Here is a 16,070-nt window from a genome sequence, read left to right as displayed (position 1 = left end):
GTGGGCGGTGTCGTAAGATTACGATGTTGCGAGAAAGGAGTTCCTTGCCTCTTCGGCAGGGGGTGACTGCGGTTGTCGTGTCAGGCGTACAGCCATGGCGGGACCAGGCCCGCATAACGTGTTTCCAGTACGGCTCGCGCTGCGCTGTCGAGATGCATCATGGCGCAGCCCATGGCGTCCGGCTCCGGATGGCGCAGGAGATCCATGCCGACGCAGAAATCATGAAGGGTTTCACCCTGCCCGCGCAGAGCAAGATAAGCGCGTAATCTGGCCAGCAGGACGGGATCTGCTGCACGGAAGCGGGCGCAGAAAGCCGGCGTGCTATCATCGATAATCCCGACGGTTTCCGTCTCGATCAGACCGATTGGTTTCTCTTCGGGCAAAAGGCTGATTCCGACGAGAGCGTGCGTCTCCGTTGTGAGCGCACCCGTGACGCGTACAGGAAGCCAATGGGTCAGGGTGACGCCCAGTGCCGGGGCAGCGCCTCGCGTTTCAGGCAGCATCAGGAAGCCGCTGCTCGAAGCCTCTGGGGAGGTGGAGCCAGAATCGTGAGTCTCGACAACGAGCCAGACAGGCTCCTGCTTTTCGGACTGGGACTCGGGTGGGACAACGGCGAGCGTGCCCGTGCTCAGATCGCAAACCAGGATCCGGCCATCCGGCGTACCGGGCTGCGCAAGAAGCAATTCGGGTGGTGAGGTGAGACTGCGATGGGCTCTGACCGTGAGAGCGGAATCGGGCAGGAAACTCAGGCTCTGTGCCGTAATATCCTTGCGCAGCCGCCAGTAAAGCGTTTCGAGCCCGGCACGCCACAGCCTTGCTGCGTAGTCACGTGTGGCAGGGAGGAAGCGTGATGCTCCATGATCGGTCTCATCATTGCGGTTGAAATGAGACCAGAGATCGGGTGCCTTCTGCCCCGGTGAGCAGGATGCAAGGCGACTGGTATAGCGGGTGAGGTTGCGCGTCACGTAATGCAGAAGGCGCGCACCCTCCCAGTTCGGGGGGCGCGACGGGTCGAACACGGTACCATCGGCATGGACATGGCGGTGTGGGTCGAGCGCCCAGTGGATGGTATCGATGGCATGACCCGTATAGGCCGAGGGTCGGATGAATGTCTTGCCCAGGGCATGATCGGCAAAATTGAGTGGCGCACGCTGCGTATAGGCGGAGAGAGGGGCCTCACGCGTGCGCTTGACATGCCCGGCCGAACCGAAAATAGACCAGTTGAGTGTGATGCCGTCAGCGTTGGGGAAACGGTCAAGATAATCCGGGACGGAAACTGCATCTTGCGGGCAGACATATTCGTCGCTGTCGAGGCAGATGACCCAGTCGAAGCGCCCGCTTGCCTGATCGATGGCCTGTGAAAGACAGGCGGAACGGCGTTCGGCGAAAGACCGGTCATCCGGCGTCACGCGATGGGCCTCGATAGGGAAAAGTCCCGAGGCAGTCTGGATGACCTCCCATGTGCCATCGGTTGACGCGTCGTCGTAGATGATGAGCGTGTCGAACCCTACCGCCAGATGATAGGCGATCCACCAGCCGATATCGTCAGCATCGTTGCGGATGAAGAGGATGGCGGCGGTGGAAGCCATGACAGAGTCCCTTTTTTGTTTTGTTGGACCCTTGGGGGTCAGTCCATCTTGAGCGCAGCGAGGAAGGCGCTTTGCGGGATTTCGACCTTGCCGAACTGACGCATGCGCTTCTTGCCTTCCTTCTGCTTTTCCAGAAGCTTGCGCTTGCGCGAGATATCGCCGCCATAGCACTTGGCCGTCACGTCCTTCGACAGCGCGCCGAGTGTCTCGCGCGCAATGATGCGTGAGCCGATGGAGGCCTGAATGGCGATCTTGAAGAGCTGGCGGGGGATCAGATCCTTGAGCTTGCCGCAAATGGCGCGCCCGCGTGTTTCGGCAACCGTGCGATGGGCGACGAAAGCCAGCGCGTCGACCGGCTCCTGATTGACGAGGATCGAGATGCGTACGAGATCGCTCTCCTCATAGCCATCAATCTGGTAATCGAAGCTGGCATAGCCGCGTGTCAGCGATTTCAGACGGTCGTAGAAATCGAACACCACCTCGTTCAGCGGCAGGCGGTAGACGGCCATGGCGCGATTGCCGACATAGGTCAGATCCATCTGGATGCCGCGACGTTCGCTGCAAAGCGTGAGCACGCTGCCGAGATATTCGTCCTGCACCAGAATCGTCGCCTTGATCCACGGCTCTTCGATCTTCTCGATCTTGCCGGGGTCGGGCATGTCGGCAGGGTTATGCAGATCTTCCTGCGTGCCGTTGGTCAGATGCATCTTGTAGACCACGGACGGTGCGGTCGCGATCAGGTCGAGATTGAACTCGCGCGACAGGCGCTCCTGGATGATCTCAAGATGCAGCAGGCCAAGGAAGCCGCAGCGGAAGCCGAAGCCGAGGGCCGCAGAGGTTTCTGCCTCGAAATGGAACGAGGCATCGTTCAGGCGCAGCTTGGCGAGCGAGTCGCGCAGCTTTTCGAAATCGTCGGCATCAATGGGGAAGAGACCGCACCACACCACAGGGATAGAGGGCTTGAACCCGGCCAGAGGCTTGTCGGCAGGGGTACGATCGAGGGTGACGGTATCACCCACCGCCACATCGGCCACCGTCTTGATGGCAGCATTGATATAGCCCATCTCGCCCGGGCCAAGGGTTTCGACTGCGGTCATCTTGGGCAGGAACACGCCCACCTGATCGACGTGGTAGGTCGAGCCTGCCTGCATCATGCGGATCTTGTCGCCGCGCTTGAGCGTGCCTTCCATGATACGCACGAGAATGATGACGCCGAGATACGGGTCGTACCAGCTATCGACCAGAAGGGCCTGGAGCGGCTTGTTGGCATCGCCCTTCGGCGGGGGCAGGCGTGTGACGAGGGCCTCGAGCACGCCCTCAATGTTCAGTCCGGTCTTGGCAGAGACCTCGACGGCGTCATCGGCGGGGATGCCGACCACTTCCTCGATCTGGGCGCGCACGCGTTCGACATCGGCGGCGGGCAGGTCGACCTTGTTCAGGACCGGGACGATCTCGTGATTGGCGTCGATGGCCTGATAGACATTGGCCAGCGTCTGGGCCTCGACACCCTGGGACGCATCGACGACCAGAATGGACCCTTCGCAGGCTGCGAGGGAGCGGCTGACCTCATAAGCGAAATCGACATGGCCCGGCGTGTCCATGAGATTCAGGATATAGGTCTTTCCATCCTTGGCCGGATAGGTCAGGCGCACGGTCTGCGCCTTGATGGTGATACCGCGCTCCTGCTCGAGCTCCATGTTGTCGAGCACCTGCTCCTTCATTTCTCGCGCCGTGAGCGCACCGCAGGCCTGGATCAGACGGTCAGCCAGTGTGGACTTACCGTGATCGATATGCGCGATGATCGAGAAATTGCGGATCTGGGAGAGGGGCGTGCCGGTCATGGCGCGATACATAAGCGATTGCGCCGTTCTTGTCATTGGGGAGAAACCGTTGCGAAACGATTTCTCCCTGACGTTTCATTGCCCTTGAGGGCAACGTTATCAGCGATCCGTCAGGCGGAATTCGATGCGGCGGTTGCGTGTGTACGCAGCGGCATTATTGCCCTGGTCGAGGGGCTGGTAATCAGAGAAGCCCGTGGCTGCGAGATGATGCGGATCCACCCCTTCGCGGATCAGCACCTTGACCACGGTAATGGCGCGCGCGCTCGACAATTCCCAGTTGCTGGGGAAGGCCGTGTGGATGGGCTGCTTGTCGGCATGGCCGTCCACACGCAGGATCCAGGGGATATCGGTGGGGATCTGGCTGGAGACCTGCTTGAAGGTATGGGCGAGCGCTGCGATTTCCTTCTCACCCTCAGAGGTCAGATCGGCGCTGCCTTGCGGGAAGAGAATGGAGCTCTGGAACACGAACCGGTCGCCGACGATTTCCACACCTTTCTGGTTCTTCAGGATGTCCTGAAGGCGGCCGAAGAACTCTGACCGATAGCGCTTGAGCTGGTTGACCTTGTCGGCCAGAGCCACATTCAGCTTGTTGCCCAGATCGGTGATCTGCTGGTCACGCGCCGTGACGTCCTTCTTGGCGATATCGAGCGCCTGCCCGATAGCAAGAAGCTGCTGATTAAGCTGCTCGAGCTGGGATTTGAGTTGCGCGATGGTGGCCTGATCGGATTGCGTGGCCTGACCGGCGGCCGCAAGGGCCTGCTCCTTTTCGGCGATGGTGCCGTTCAGCGTGGCAAGCTGCTGCGTCAGGACGTCGGCCTGGCGTTTGGCGCTGTCGCGATCGGTGGTGAGGCTCGCCACCATGGAATTGAGCTGGGTGTTCTTGGCCTCTGTCATCGACAGGGTCTGCTGCAGGGCGGCAAGTTGCTGACGCAACGCATCGAGCGAATGGGTGCGCTTGCTCAGGGCGACGGAGAGAAATTGCTGGCCCAGCACAAAGACGAGCAGCACGAAGGTAACGACCATGAGCAGCGTGGACAGCGCGTCCACATAGCCGGGCCAGGCATTGAGTTCGCCACCATGGGAACTGCGTCGGGAGCGTCGTGCCATGAGAGCCGCCTCGCCTTATTGAGAAACGGGGGGGACGACCGTCGAGCCGCCGGGGCTGGTGGCGGCGATGGTGCGGGCTAGAACGCGCAGATCGTTTCGAATCTCGCCAGCCATCTGGGCACGTCCGCTGTGAAGCTCCTCGATCAGGCGCACGATATGCCCTTCGATGCGGCTGAATTGCTCGCGGCTGTCTTTCGCATCGTTGAAGGCCGCAGTGCCCGGTGTCGCGGCCTCGCCGACATGTTTGAGGAACGGGCCAAGAAGCGCCTGCCCCTCGGCCACGCGGTTCATCATCTTCTGGTTGGACTGAAGCAGATCCGTCATGGCCTTGAGCCGTTCTTGCAACCCGTCCATCACCTGAAGCTGCTGCATGCGGCTCTCTTCGCTGCGTGAGACGACATTCTGAAGCGTTTCGAGGTTCTCCGCGGTCTGCTCCAGCAATGCCTGGACATAGGCGGGAACGGAGGCGTCACCGCCTTCGATCAGCGTGCCGCCCTGCTTGGTGATGCCAACCAGCCATTCCTCGACTTCATTGAAGAAGCGGTTCTGGGCCTGCCCCGCATTGAGATCGAGAAAGCCGAGGATCAGTGCGCCTGCCAGACCGAACATGGAGCCTGAGAAGGCGGTCGACATGCCCTTGAGCGGTTCGGCAAGGCCGGATTTGAGCTGACCGAACATCGCATCGAGATTGCCATCGCCAACGCTCATGCCGCCGATCACCCCTGCAATGGAGCTGACCGTGAGCAGGAGCCCGTAGAAAGTACCGAGCAGACCGAGATAGATCAGCAGGCTGGTCATATAGCGCGAAATATCGCGCGATTCATCGAGGCGACCGGAAAGGCTGTCGAGGGTTGCCTGAGCCGATTGATGCGACAGGCTCAAACGCCCCGTTGACGTACGCGCCGCCAGATTGCGTGCCAGCGCACCGAGGAGACGCGGGGGTTCGGGCTGGGCGAGGCCGGTGCGGTTCACGCGCAGCTGGTCCACCCATTTCACCTCGGGCATGAGACGCAGCACCGTGCGCAGATTCCAGAGAATGCCAATGATCAGCACGCCGAGAATCAGCCCGTCCAGCGCAGGATTGGCGAAGAAGGCGGCGTAGAGCGTCTTGCTCAGCAGTGCTGCGACAGCGGCGACAAGGACCAGAAAGATCCCCATGCGCAGGAGGTAGAGCGTCGGGCGGGTCATGGGGTGGGGGTCCTCGATGCGGTTCCGAACTGGGCTTCAGAAATCGGGGCCGGTACGGCACCCTCTGCGATGATATCGAGACGATCCGCGGGCTCCGTGCCCGCATGGGCCAGGCCGGTGGCGCGCGGGTAGATGCGCGTCGTGGCAACGCCCTCCCGAATCAGGATGGAGCGTATGGCCAGGGCGCGGGCCAGGGCGACGCGCCGTGGCGTCGAGAGATCTTCATTCGTGCCGCTTGCCGATGCCCAGAGCGTCACGCGAAGTGTCGGTTTGCCGGCAAGTTGCCTCGCCTCCTCGCGCACAGCATCGATCATGGCCTGATTCATGGCGCTGCTGTTGGCGTCGAAAAGGACGCGCAGCCCATGTGCCTGCTTCTCGATTTTTCCCTTGGCATCGGGATCCGCCTTGATCTCCTCCGGGGGAACCGGCGGATGGGTCGGGACGGCGACGCCGGGTGGCGGAATAACGACAGGGCGAGGGGGCTGCTCGGGCACATCGGGGGGAAGCCCTACGCGTTGAGAGGCGGGCGCATGAGAGACCAGCGGGGAAGCACTCTTGCCGGGCAGGGCAGTATCCGGTGCAGAGGTATTGCTGGCTGGAGTTTTCTGCGAAGCTGATGTTCCGGACCCGGATTTCGCTGCGGCAGATTTTCCGGAAGCTGCTTTCTCTGCGGACGGCTTGTGCGGGGACGCATGAGACGATTTTCCCGTCGCGGCTGAAGTGCTCTTGGCGGCTGTTTTGCCGGAAGCAGACTTCGATGGGGCTGCGGCCGCAGGCAGGGCATCGTCATTGGACGTCACCTGGGCCATGGCGGGCGCAGAATTCAGTGTGGCAGCCGGAAAACCGGCCGAGAACAGGAGGGAGAGAAGGATCGGCCGTTTCATGACCCGGCGATCCTAATCGCGCTCACCCCGCGCAAGCAATGGGGAATGAGACGATGTTTCCGTGGGTTCCCTCGCGCGCTGGAATTTTTTGCGCGCCTGCCCGTCCTGATGGAGCGGGCAGGAGAAAATTCCGGCCTTTACGCCGATGTCAGGCTGTCGGGGCCGGACCTCGCCATTCTGACGTCATGCAGTCGGTTGTATGCGTCAGGCCTTGCGTGTGAGGGCGTCGAGCACGATGGTCCGGATCGGACCATGAAGCTGGGCATTGCCCGCAACGAGCGTGACGTCGTTATCGAGGTCGGTGATTTCCAGACCTTCGGGGTCGGTCACATAGCCGCCTGCTTCGCGAACGATCAGCAGACCGGCAGCGCAATCCCATGGCTTGAGTCCGATTTCCCAGAAAGCCTCATAGCGGCCAGCGGCCACCCAGGCGAGGTCCAGAGCTGCCGCACCGAAGCGGCGGAACCCGGCGACATGGGGCATGAGGGCGGCGAGGGTGCGACCGAAAGGCAGGCGACGATCGGCGGGCGTCTTGGCGAACGGAATGCCGGTTGCGATAAGCGATTCCGAAAGGTCGCGACGCGCGGAAACGCGGATGCGACGCTCGTTCAGGAACGCCCCGACGCCTTTCTCAGCCCAGAACATTTCATTGGATGCCGGGTTATAGACCATGGCGGCCACGATTTCGGTCGATCCATCCGGATGGCGACGCTGCAGGGCGATGGAAATGGCCCATTGCGGAATGCCATGCAGGAAGTTCGAGGTGCCGTCCAGCGGATCGACAATCCAGCGCCATGTCCAGTTATCGCCGCCTGAACTGCCGCTCTCCTCCATCAGGAAAGCATAGCCGGGGCGGGCGCGGGCGAGTTCATCACGGATTGTCTGTTCGGCACGCAGATCGGCCTGCGAGACGAAATCGCCCGGTCCCTTGATGCTGACCTGAAGCTGCTCGACTTCGGCGAAATCGCGCAGGAGGCGCTTTGCTGCCTTTTGCGCAGCATTCTGCATGACGGTCATATGCGGCGAGAGACGCATGGCAATAATCCTGATGAGAGACTGTGAAAGAGCAGGGTCGTCGTGTCTTGGCAAAGCCCGTCACCGGGCCTCGCGATCGGGGGCGCGCCAGAAGCGCATCCCCGTCAGTGGGGTGATCAGGCCTTGGCGCGTTCGACGTACGAAGCGTCATCCGTGCGAACGACCACGCGCTCACCGGCTTCGATGAAGGGCGGAACCATGGTCTTGACGCCATTGGAGAGCAGGGCAGGCTTGTAGGACGAGCTGGCCGTCTGACCCTTCACAACCGGATCGGCTTCGGTGATCTCGAGCGTGACATGCGGGGGTAGGGACACGCCAACCGGATCGCCCTCAACCAGCTTCACGTTCAGTTCCATGTTGTCCTGCAGGAAGGGCAGCTGGTCGCCGAAGATGTCCTTGTGCAGCATGACCTGCTCGAAGGTTTCCGGGTCCATCAGGACGATGTTGTCACCATCCGTGTAGGAATAGGTGTAGTCCTTGTCTTCCGTCATCAGGCGCTCGACGGTGTCGGCGGTGCGCCAGCGCTCATTGGTCTTGTTGCCCGTGTTCAGGTCACGCATCTCGACCTGAATGAAGGCGCCACCCTTGCCCGGTGTGATGATCTGCTGCTTGAGAACCGTCCAGCGACGACCGTCATGCTCAATAACCTGTCCGGCGCGAATCAGGTTTGCCTGCTGCTTCATGGAAGAAAGATCCCGGGAATCGTGATGTGGATACGACGGGTCCGTGCCGCCGTGAAAGGCGGGGTTCTAACGAAGCGGGCGCGCAAGAGCAAGCGAGATGGAGTCCGGTCAGTCGCGACATGCGCTGCCGCCGTGACTGGGACGGGCGTTGTTGTGCGTTTGCCAAGCGGACGCTAGGAGCCCGCTCATGACACTGCGCACCCTCCCGAACGCTTCCCTGATGGTTTTGATCGCAATGCTCCTGAATGGGGTCATGGCCTCGGGGTCGGCATGGGCAGGGGGTGCCTATGGTGAAGCGTCTCCCCAGACGAGACAGGTCGGGTCAGTAGAGGGTGACCAGGCTTGCAGGAAGGATTTTTTCGCGGGCGTTGCGCCCGTGGTGACGGCTCCGGCACCGCTCACGCGCATGGTCTTTCTCTGCAACACAGATTTTGCGGTTCTGGTATCGGGCGTCACCCATGAGCCAATCTGGGTGGCAGAGCATCTGACGCGTGAGGGTATACGTCGTGCCCAGCACGCATTGCGCGAAGGCAAATTCCATGAAGAGACGCGCCAGCCTGAGGCTGACCGGGCAAGACTGAGCGATTACCAGCGTTCAGGCTTCGACAGGGGGCATATGATGCCCAGTGGCGATGCGCCTGATCGTGCCTCCCAGCAGGAGACGTTCTCGCTCGCCAATATGGTGCCCCAGACGCCAGACCTGAATCGTGGTTTGTGGGCCGGGGTCGAGAAGCGTGTTCGTGAGCGCGTGCTGGCTGAGGGGGAAGCCTATGTGGTGACTGGTCCGGCTTACAGGACGGATATGCCGGTGCGCATTGGCGCGCAGGAACTGCCTGTGCCGAGCTCGACTTGGAAGGCGGTTTATCTGCCCGATCGTCAGGCCGTCACCGTTTATGTGTGCAAGAATACGGTCACGCCAAGCTGCACGCAGGTTCCGCTTGTCACGCTGGAACGGGTGACGGGGGTCAATGCGTTTCCTGTGCTCACAGGGGCTCTGCGTGATCATATTACCGCGCTGCCGGATCCGCAGGCCGAACCTTATCATGTGTCGCCGCAACTGCGCCGCCTGACCCTTTCCGTGCTCAGGCGCTTTCTGAATTCCGTACTTTCGGGCTCTTCACCCCTCTGAAACAGGCTTTTTCAGGGGCATGGCGTCCAGCGTGTGACTCCGGCCGCAGGGATCGCGCACAAGGCCGGGATGGGTGTCGGGGCGGTAGTAATCGGGCCCGAGCGGGACTTTGCCCGCGCCTCCCGGAATGTCGAGCACATAGGTAGGCCAGGCCAGCCCGGTCACACGGCCGCGCAGCCGGGCGAGCAGCGCGCGCCCCTCATCGATCGGTACATGAAAATGCGCCGTGCCCGGCGCCGGGTCGAGCTGATGCAGGTAATAGGGCTTGATGCGTGCAGTAACGAAAGCGCGCAGAAGCGCCTCGAGCGCTTCCTCGGTGTCATTGATGCCGCGCAGGAGTACCGACTGGCTGAGCACCGGGATCGCGCGGCTCTGGATCATTCTCGTAGCGCTGCGGGCTTGGGCGGTCATCTCGCTGGCGTGATTGGCGTGTAGCACCACCCAAAGGGCGCGGTCTGTTTCAAGCGCATCAAGCAGGGCGGGCGTGATTCGTGCGGGATCGGCCACCGGCACGCGGCTGTGCAGGCGTATGGTCTGGATATGCGGCATGGCCGAAAGCGCCTCGATGATACGGCGCAGGCGGCGCGGGCTCAGCATCAACGGGTCTCCCCCGGTGAGGATGATCTCGCTGATGGCCGGATGATCGGCAATCCAGTCGAGGGCGCGGGTCAGGTCTTCTTCGGAGAGCAGGCCACCATCGGGGCCGACATGCTCGCGCCTGAAGCAGAACCGGCAATAGAGCGGGCAGACCAGAAGCGGTTTAAGTAGGGCGCGATCGGCGTAGCGATGCACGATGCCGGGAACGGGCGACAGGGCATCGTCGCCGATCGGGTCGTGCATCTCCCACGGCGCAGTATGCAGTTCGGCTGGGGTCGGAACGACCTGACGCGCAATCGGGTCATCGGCATGGGTGATCAGGTCACGGAACGCAGGAGGAATGGCTGTCGCAAATTGCTTCGCAACAGCGTCGAGCGCTTCACTCTGAGATTCCGGTACGAGCCCGTGTGCGACGAGCTGCGCGACACTGCGCAGGACGGGTCCAGACGTGCCGGGGGGATTGACCTTTTCTGACATCAGGGCGCTGTACTGCAAGCCCATCAGCTTTCGCAACCAAAGAGCTCAGATCATGGCCCTCAGAAACGCGGTTTCGGACAAACTTCCGCTCATGCAGAGGCGTACGTTGCTGCAACGCAGCGTAAGGGCATTTTTCGAGGCGCGCGGGTATCTCGAAGTCGAGACGCCCTACGCCGTGGCCTCGCCGGGTGAGGAGGTTCATCTCCGGTGTTTCCGGACGGAACTGGAAGCCCCTGACGGAACACGCATGAACCGCTTTCTGCATACGAGCCCCGAATTTGCGATGAAACGCATTGTGGCTGCAACGGGGTTGCCGGTGTTTCAGTTGGCGCGTGTCTGGCGAAATGGGGAACAGAGCGCGCTCCATGCCGCGGAATTCACCATGCTTGAGTGGTATCGTCCCGGCGCGGGGCTGGCATCGCTCATGGATGAGACGGAAGCCCTCCTGCAGAGTCTCCTTCCTCCCGAAGTGACGTATGGCCGGACCACCTTGCGTATCGATCTTCCCTTCGAGCGCCTGACCATGGCGGAGGCCTTCACGCGCTACGTGGGGGTCGATCTGCTGGATATCGGCGAGGATGCGCCGCGTCTGGCCAATGAGGCGGGAACGACCCTGCGCGCCGGTGAGAACTGGGAAGATCTGTTTTTCCGCCTGCTTCTCGAGCGGATCGAGCCCCGTATCGGTCGCGACCGCCCGACCTTCCTGACGCACTGGCCCGTGGCTCAGGCCGCGCTTTCCCGACGCGATCCAGAGGATCCGCGCGTGGCGCTTCGCTTCGAGCTCTATGGGGCAGGTGTTGAATTGGCCAATGCTTTCGAGGAGCTGACCGACCCTGCAGAACAGCGCGCACGGTTTGAGGTGGATCGGGCGCGGCGTCTCGCTCTGGCACCCGATCAGGACTGGCCTCTTGATGAGGCGTTTCTGCGGGATCTGGAGGGTTTGCCCCCGTGCAGCGGTATCGCTCTGGGCTTCGACAGGCTGGTCATGTTGGCCACGGGTGCACCCCGGCTCTGTGACATTATGTGGTTTTCTTAAACCTTCGGATAGCCATGAACCTTTTCTGGGGGCAAACTCGTTCTCATGGCCTAGAGTGGCGCCAGCTTCGAACTGATCCGGCAGGCGGCTTCAGCTTCGGAAAGGGTATCAGGATGATGAAGAAAACGGTTTTTCTGTCGTGTGCTGCTTTGCTGACGCTGTCGGCATGCGATGTCCCGACGGTGCAGCAGCGCAAGGTGCTGGATTCCATGATCGGCAAGAGCGATGTCGATGTGCTTCGCACCTTTGGCGTGCCCACGCGCACCTATCAGGCCAGCGGCCATGACTTCCTGGCCTATATCGATAATGAAACCAATTACTCTCCCGGCACAGGTGGCTGGGGCTGGGGCTGGGGTGGCGGTCCCTGGGGCGGTTATGGTGGCTGGGGTGGCGGCTGGGGCGGCTATGGCGGTTTCGGTGGCGGCTTTGGCGGCTTCCCGCCCAGCTATTACAACACAACCTGTCAGACGACTTTCGAACTGACTAATAGTCGCGTGGTTGGCTGGACCATGCGTGGAGATGGATGCTGAAATCTATGGCGCTGCTCGGTACAAAAAAAACAATAACATACACCTGTAGCCTTCTGACTGTTCTCGGTCTCGCAGGCTGTGAGAGCGGCGCCCGGCAGGACCCGTTTCCCTTGCCGAATTCGCTGGCAGCGGTGCAGATGCCCGCTGTCAGTTCGACTCACATGTATCATGCCTCGACCAAGACCGAGACATCGAGCCCTGTCGCGTATAACGAGCCACCGACATTCTCGTTCGCCGACCGGCCGATTCTCGAGAACATGTCGAACTCTCTCGAACTCGCCGATTATAGGCAAGCTCTGCGCCAGTCCGGTATGCTGCCTCTTCTGGGACGCGCCGGTCCTTTTACGGTGTTCGCGATTCCCAACGAGCCCTTCGAGCGTTATGCGCGTCAGGTTCCTGGCGGTCTGATGACTGCACCGAATGCGGCGGCGCTCAAACAGGTGCTGGGTTACACCATCATACGCGGCAATTGGTCGCCAGCCCGACTGGCGAAAGCGATGACACGCCGCAGGGTCGACCGTCTGGCATTCAAAACCCTGAGCGGCGACATGCTAATGATTCAGCGTGACTCGTCGAATGGGGAGTTTGTACTGGTCAACACTACCGGACGTGTCGTCAAACTCTGGCTGAACGGCGCGCCCCAATCGAATGGCACGCTCTACATCACCCAGGATATTCTTCCGCCGCGCGGCTGATGATGGCGGTAAGGCGTGCTCCGGCTTCGTCGGCATCGACGAAGCTGAGCGGCACGGCCAGAAAGTCAACATTGGCCTTGAGCATGGCCAGAGCCTGTTCTGGTGTTTCGATATCCTCCGCGATGACGGGCAGTTCCATCATCAGCGACCACCACGCAGCAAGGTCAGGCGCATTTGGAGCCACGGCAATATAGTCCGCTCCGAGTTCGCCGGCGCTCATGGCATCGTCGCGGCTTGTGCCGCAATAGACACCAAGCTGCAGGTCGCGTCCGAGTTCGCCACGTGCAGTCAAGCATTGTGCGGGGCTGCCGGACAGATGCACCCCATCGCATCCGAGTTCCCCGGCCAGGGCGGGGAGGTCGGTCAGGATCAGTGCCGTCCCATGGGACTGGACCGTCTCACGGATGGCTTGCACGCAGCTTCGGGCGCGCGTTTCATCGGTGGTGCTCAGGCGCAAGGCAGCGGGGGTCCAGCGGGCGAGCACCTTTGCCAGATCGGCCAGTTCGCGGGACGGGTCGAAATCCGGCATTGTAACCAGATAGAGTTCGCAGGGCAGCATGAAGGCAATCCGTCCGGTGAGGCGTGCAGTTCAAGACGCCAGATACGTGTGAAGCTGACCGATTCGATAAGCGTTATAGGGTGGTCTGCCAAGAGTGAGAGCGTCGGGCCGGGTTGTCAAAACATGGCCTCCGCACACCCGCGCGGTTTCTCGCAATGTGGCGATGGCGGGTGCCGGGCCGGTACAGACGACCCAGTCCGCACCCTGCCGCAGGGCGGATGCGGCAAGGGCAGGGGCATCGTCTGCATCGAAGAGACACGGCACTTCGAGTGTCTCTGTCAGGGCGCGCCACCATGGATAGCCCATGATCCGTCCCACACCTTCAGCAGAAATGACGCCAAAACGGGTCAAGGGTCTTGCCTGAATCAGGTGAACGAGCAGCGAGGGGTCGGCCAGGGCAACGAGTTTGGCTGGTAGTGTATCCTCAGGCTTCATGCTTGACCTTGTGACAGGATGCAGGCTTCCTTAAAAGTCTTGAAAACCGGGTGTGGACGATGAGGGTGTTTTGACGGATCGAACCGAGACTGCAGACCAGACCTCGACCCCGGAAGAGCGGATCGAGGAAGCGCTCGACCGTATTGCCTATGCCTTGCATCATCGCCGATCGCCCACACCGCAAGCGACGGACTGGCGCCCCGTTGCCGCCAATATCGAGGCATTGCACCTGAGGGTGCGGGACCTGATTGAGCGTCTTGGTGACGAAGGGGAGGTCTGAATATGGCTCAGGTATCGATCCGGCTGAATGGATATTCCTACACGATCGGCTGCAAGGATGGCGAAGAGCGTTACCTGCAGGATCTGGCCAGGCAAGTGGAGCGCCGCATTGAGCGTGTTCGCGGGCTCGGCACCCAGGGGGGCGAATCCTGGACGCTGGTGATGGCCGCATTGCTTATGGCGGACGAATTGCACGATCTGGCGAAGGAGATTCTGCCCAGCACGACCAGTGAGCGCGTGCAGCGCGCGGACCGGATCATCACCGAGAACGAGGCGCTTGAGCAGAAGCTTAATTTATTGGCTGAGCGCGCCGAAGGCATTGCAGCCGAGCTTGAGAGTGCCTAGTTAGTGTCGGGTGGGACTGCCCGGTACGTCAGGCAACTCAACCCCTGGGCCGATAAGCACTTCCTTAGGGAGCTGGCTCTGTTGTGATCGTGGTCATGATATCTGGCGCCCACCTGCGTGAGCAGGTCCGGGAGGGCTGAAAGACCGACGGCCAGGGTGGTTCCACACATGATGATAGATCAGCAAAAGCAGGATCTGCGGCGCATGATGCGCCAGCGCCGGGCCCATACGGTGACTCCTCCCCATTCTCTGGATCTCTTGAACAAGCGCCTCGCTGCAAGCCTGCTTGATGAACCCGCTGCGCCTGCGATTGGGTGTGTCTGGCCTTTGCCGGGCGAGCCGGATCTGCGCCCGCTCTGTCATGCCCTGTTTGCTGCCGGGCGCGACGTTTTTCTGCCAGAGACGACCCCCAGGGGGAGCGCGCTCCTGTTCCGGCGCTGGACACCGACCTGCGCGATGCTCACAGGCCGTTTTGGCACAATGCATCCTGACGGAGTGATCGGGCGTCCAGATGTTCTGCTGGTGCCTCTTCTCGCTTTTGACAGGTCGTTCAATCGGCTGGGTTATGGCGGGGGTTATTACGACCGGACGCTTGCGGCTCTCGGCTGCCGAGGGATCGGGTTCGCTTTCGCATGGCAGGAAGTGGCGCATGTACCCATCGGGCCGTATGACGCGCCTCTGGACCGTATCGTGACCGAGCAGGAAATCATCACCCCCAGGGCCGGGAAAGGCAAAGCAGAGTGAGACTACTTTTTCTTGGAGATATCGTCGGGCGTTCAGGGCGGGAGGCCGTGATAGCCCGTCTGCCGGAGTGGCGTGAGTCGCTCAAGCTGGATGTGGTGGTGGTGAATGGAGAGAATGCCTCCCATGGTTTTGGGCTCTCCACCGCGATTGCGACCGATCTGTTCAAGGCCGGGGTCGATGTGATCACGCTGGGCAATCACGCCTGGGACAAGAAGGAGTTGCTGCGGGATATCGACTCCGAACCGCGGATCATTCGACCACTCAATTTCCCGCCGGGGACCCCGGGGCAGGGATCTTTCGTGATCGTGCTGCCGAACGGTCGCAAGGTGCTGGTGATCAATGTCATGGGGCGCCTGTTCATGGATCCGCTCGACGATCCTTTTCGCGCTGTGAGCGAGTGTTTGTCGCGTCACAAGCTGGGGATGACGGCCCACGCTATTATCGTGGACCTGCATGCGGAGACAGGCAGCGAGAAAATGGCCTTTGGTCATTATCTGGACGGGAAGGTTTCTCTCGTGGTTGGCACGCATACCCATGTGCCGACCGCAGATTATCGCGTGCTTTCCAAGGGAACGGCCTATCAGACCGATGCCGGAATGTGCGGTGACTACGACAGCGTGATCGGCATGGGAAAGGAGGCCTCTCTGTACCGCTTTGTGCGCAAGCTGCCGGGTGAGCGCCTGCAGCCTGCAGAGGGAGAGGCGACTATATGCGGGGTTTTCGTCGAGACGGATGACCGTACGGGGCTGGCCACACGGATCGAGGCGGTACGGCAGGGGGGACATCTCAGCCCTTCTTTCCCGGTTTTGTGAGTTTTTTTGGATTAATTTAGGTTCGTTGTGTTGGATATGGGTTTGGGAATCGGGAATGGTCTATGTGTGGTGTGGGTTTTGGGTGTTTTGAGGAAGTGTTTGACA

The 16,070-nt window shown here is 61.3% G+C and carries 18 protein-coding genes and 1 other RNA gene; 9 read left to right on the top strand and 10 right to left on the bottom strand.

Annotated elements, in window-relative coordinates; all coding sequences use genetic code 11:
* Window positions 1-80: 80 nt before the first annotated feature.
* The 7 genes from AA0535_RS00795 to efp form a co-directional block, all read right to left on the bottom strand.
* On the bottom strand, window positions 81-1,589 hold the full coding sequence (locus AA0535_RS00795) for a glycosyltransferase family 2 protein (RefSeq protein WP_264813972.1): 1,509 nt from the start codon (window positions 1,587-1,589) through the stop codon (window positions 81-83).
* A 38-nt stretch (window positions 1,590-1,627) separates the two neighbouring features.
* Entirely contained in the window at window positions 1,628-3,430 is a 1,803-nt protein-coding gene (gene lepA / locus AA0535_RS00790; protein ID WP_127103461.1) for a translation elongation factor 4, read from the bottom strand.
* Between the two features lie 99 nt (window positions 3,431-3,529).
* Window positions 3,530-4,537: a peptidoglycan -binding protein gene (locus AA0535_RS00785; RefSeq protein ID WP_264813971.1), complete on the bottom strand. Its 1,008-nt coding sequence runs from the start codon at window positions 4,535-4,537 to the stop codon at window positions 3,530-3,532.
* 15 nt (window positions 4,538-4,552) lie between these two features.
* On the bottom strand, window positions 4,553-5,725 hold the full coding sequence (locus AA0535_RS00780; protein WP_264813970.1) for a DNA recombination RmuC family protein: 1,173 nt from the start codon (window positions 5,723-5,725) through the stop codon (window positions 4,553-4,555).
* Complete coding sequence (locus tag AA0535_RS00775) at window positions 5,722-6,609, bottom strand: OmpA family protein (RefSeq protein WP_264813969.1); 888 nt, start codon at window positions 6,607-6,609, stop codon at window positions 5,722-5,724. The genes AA0535_RS00780 and AA0535_RS00775 overlap by 4 nt, the downstream gene beginning before the upstream one ends.
* Before the next feature lie 204 nt (window positions 6,610-6,813).
* Window positions 6,814-7,644, bottom strand: a complete 831-nt coding sequence (locus AA0535_RS00770) for an inositol monophosphatase family protein (protein WP_264813968.1) — start codon at window positions 7,642-7,644, stop codon at window positions 6,814-6,816.
* A gap of 116 nt (window positions 7,645-7,760) precedes the next feature.
* Window positions 7,761-8,327: an elongation factor P gene (gene efp / locus AA0535_RS00765; protein WP_264813967.1), complete on the bottom strand. Its 567-nt coding sequence runs from the start codon at window positions 8,325-8,327 to the stop codon at window positions 7,761-7,763.
* Window positions 8,328-8,514: 187 nt separating this feature from the next.
* Between efp and AA0535_RS00760 the strand changes: the two genes are divergently transcribed.
* On the top strand, window positions 8,515-9,456 hold the full coding sequence (locus AA0535_RS00760) for a DNA/RNA non-specific endonuclease (RefSeq protein WP_264813966.1): 942 nt from the start codon (window positions 8,515-8,517) through the stop codon (window positions 9,454-9,456).
* Here the strand turns inward: AA0535_RS00760 and AA0535_RS00755 are convergent.
* Entirely contained in the window at window positions 9,445-10,530 is a 1,086-nt protein-coding gene (locus AA0535_RS00755; RefSeq protein WP_264813965.1) for a lysine-2,3-aminomutase-like protein, read from the bottom strand. The two genes, AA0535_RS00760 and AA0535_RS00755, sit on opposite strands and share 12 nt — an antisense overlap.
* A gap of 52 nt (window positions 10,531-10,582) precedes the next feature.
* Here AA0535_RS00755 and epmA point away from each other — a divergent pair, with 52 nt between their 5' ends.
* From epmA to AA0535_RS00740, 3 genes are all read left to right on the top strand, one after another.
* Window positions 10,583-11,566 carry an EF-P lysine aminoacylase EpmA gene (epmA, locus tag AA0535_RS00750; RefSeq protein ID WP_264813964.1) on the top strand — a complete coding sequence of 328 codons (984 nt, stop codon included), beginning with the start codon at window positions 10,583-10,585 and terminating at the stop codon, window positions 11,564-11,566.
* Window positions 11,567-11,679: 113 nt separating this feature from the next.
* The gene (locus AA0535_RS00745) at window positions 11,680-12,096 is read left to right on the top strand and encodes a hypothetical protein (protein ID WP_373319247.1); all 417 of its coding nucleotides are present in this window, start codon (window positions 11,680-11,682) and stop codon (window positions 12,094-12,096) included.
* A gap of 110 nt (window positions 12,097-12,206) precedes the next feature.
* Window positions 12,207-12,791: a fasciclin domain-containing protein gene (locus AA0535_RS00740; protein ID WP_264813963.1), complete on the top strand. Its 585-nt coding sequence runs from the start codon at window positions 12,207-12,209 to the stop codon at window positions 12,789-12,791.
* Here AA0535_RS00740 and AA0535_RS00735 read toward each other — a convergent pair.
* A complete protein-coding gene (locus AA0535_RS00735; protein ID WP_264813962.1) occupies window positions 12,760-13,350 on the bottom strand; it encodes a thiamine phosphate synthase in 591 nt (196 codons plus the stop codon). The genes AA0535_RS00740 and AA0535_RS00735 overlap by 32 nt on opposite strands.
* 30 nt (window positions 13,351-13,380) lie before the next feature.
* Complete coding sequence (locus AA0535_RS00730) at window positions 13,381-13,785, bottom strand: hypothetical protein (RefSeq protein WP_264813961.1); 405 nt, start codon at window positions 13,783-13,785, stop codon at window positions 13,381-13,383.
* A gap of 70 nt (window positions 13,786-13,855) precedes the next feature.
* Here AA0535_RS00730 and AA0535_RS00725 point away from each other — a divergent pair, with 70 nt between their 5' ends.
* From AA0535_RS00725 to AA0535_RS00705, 5 genes are all read left to right on the top strand, one after another.
* Window positions 13,856-14,065, top strand: a complete 210-nt coding sequence (locus AA0535_RS00725) for a hypothetical protein (RefSeq protein WP_264813960.1) — start codon at window positions 13,856-13,858, stop codon at window positions 14,063-14,065.
* Window positions 14,066-14,067: 2 nt separating this feature from the next.
* Window positions 14,068-14,409, top strand: a complete 342-nt coding sequence (locus AA0535_RS00720) for a cell division protein ZapA (RefSeq protein WP_264813959.1) — start codon at window positions 14,068-14,070, stop codon at window positions 14,407-14,409.
* Window positions 14,410-14,419: 10 nt separating this feature from the next.
* A non-coding RNA gene (gene ssrS, locus AA0535_RS00715) (6S RNA) lies at window positions 14,420-14,576 on the top strand.
* Window position 14,577: 1 nt separating this feature from the next.
* Entirely contained in the window at window positions 14,578-15,153 is a 576-nt protein-coding gene (locus tag AA0535_RS00710) for a 5-formyltetrahydrofolate cyclo-ligase (RefSeq protein ID WP_264813958.1), read from the top strand.
* Window positions 15,150-15,965: a TIGR00282 family metallophosphoesterase gene (locus tag AA0535_RS00705; RefSeq protein WP_264813957.1), complete on the top strand. Its 816-nt coding sequence runs from the start codon at window positions 15,150-15,152 to the stop codon at window positions 15,963-15,965. The genes AA0535_RS00710 and AA0535_RS00705 overlap by 4 nt, the downstream gene beginning before the upstream one ends.
* The last annotated feature ends 105 nt before the right edge of the window (window positions 15,966-16,070 follow it).

Origin of the sequence: Asaia krungthepensis NRIC 0535, assembly GCF_025995175.1 — a bacterium.
Classification (GTDB): domain Bacteria; phylum Pseudomonadota; class Alphaproteobacteria; order Acetobacterales; family Acetobacteraceae; genus Asaia; species Asaia krungthepensis.
Note: the sequence above shows the minus strand (reverse complement) of the source record. Positions and strands in the feature narration are given on the sequence as shown.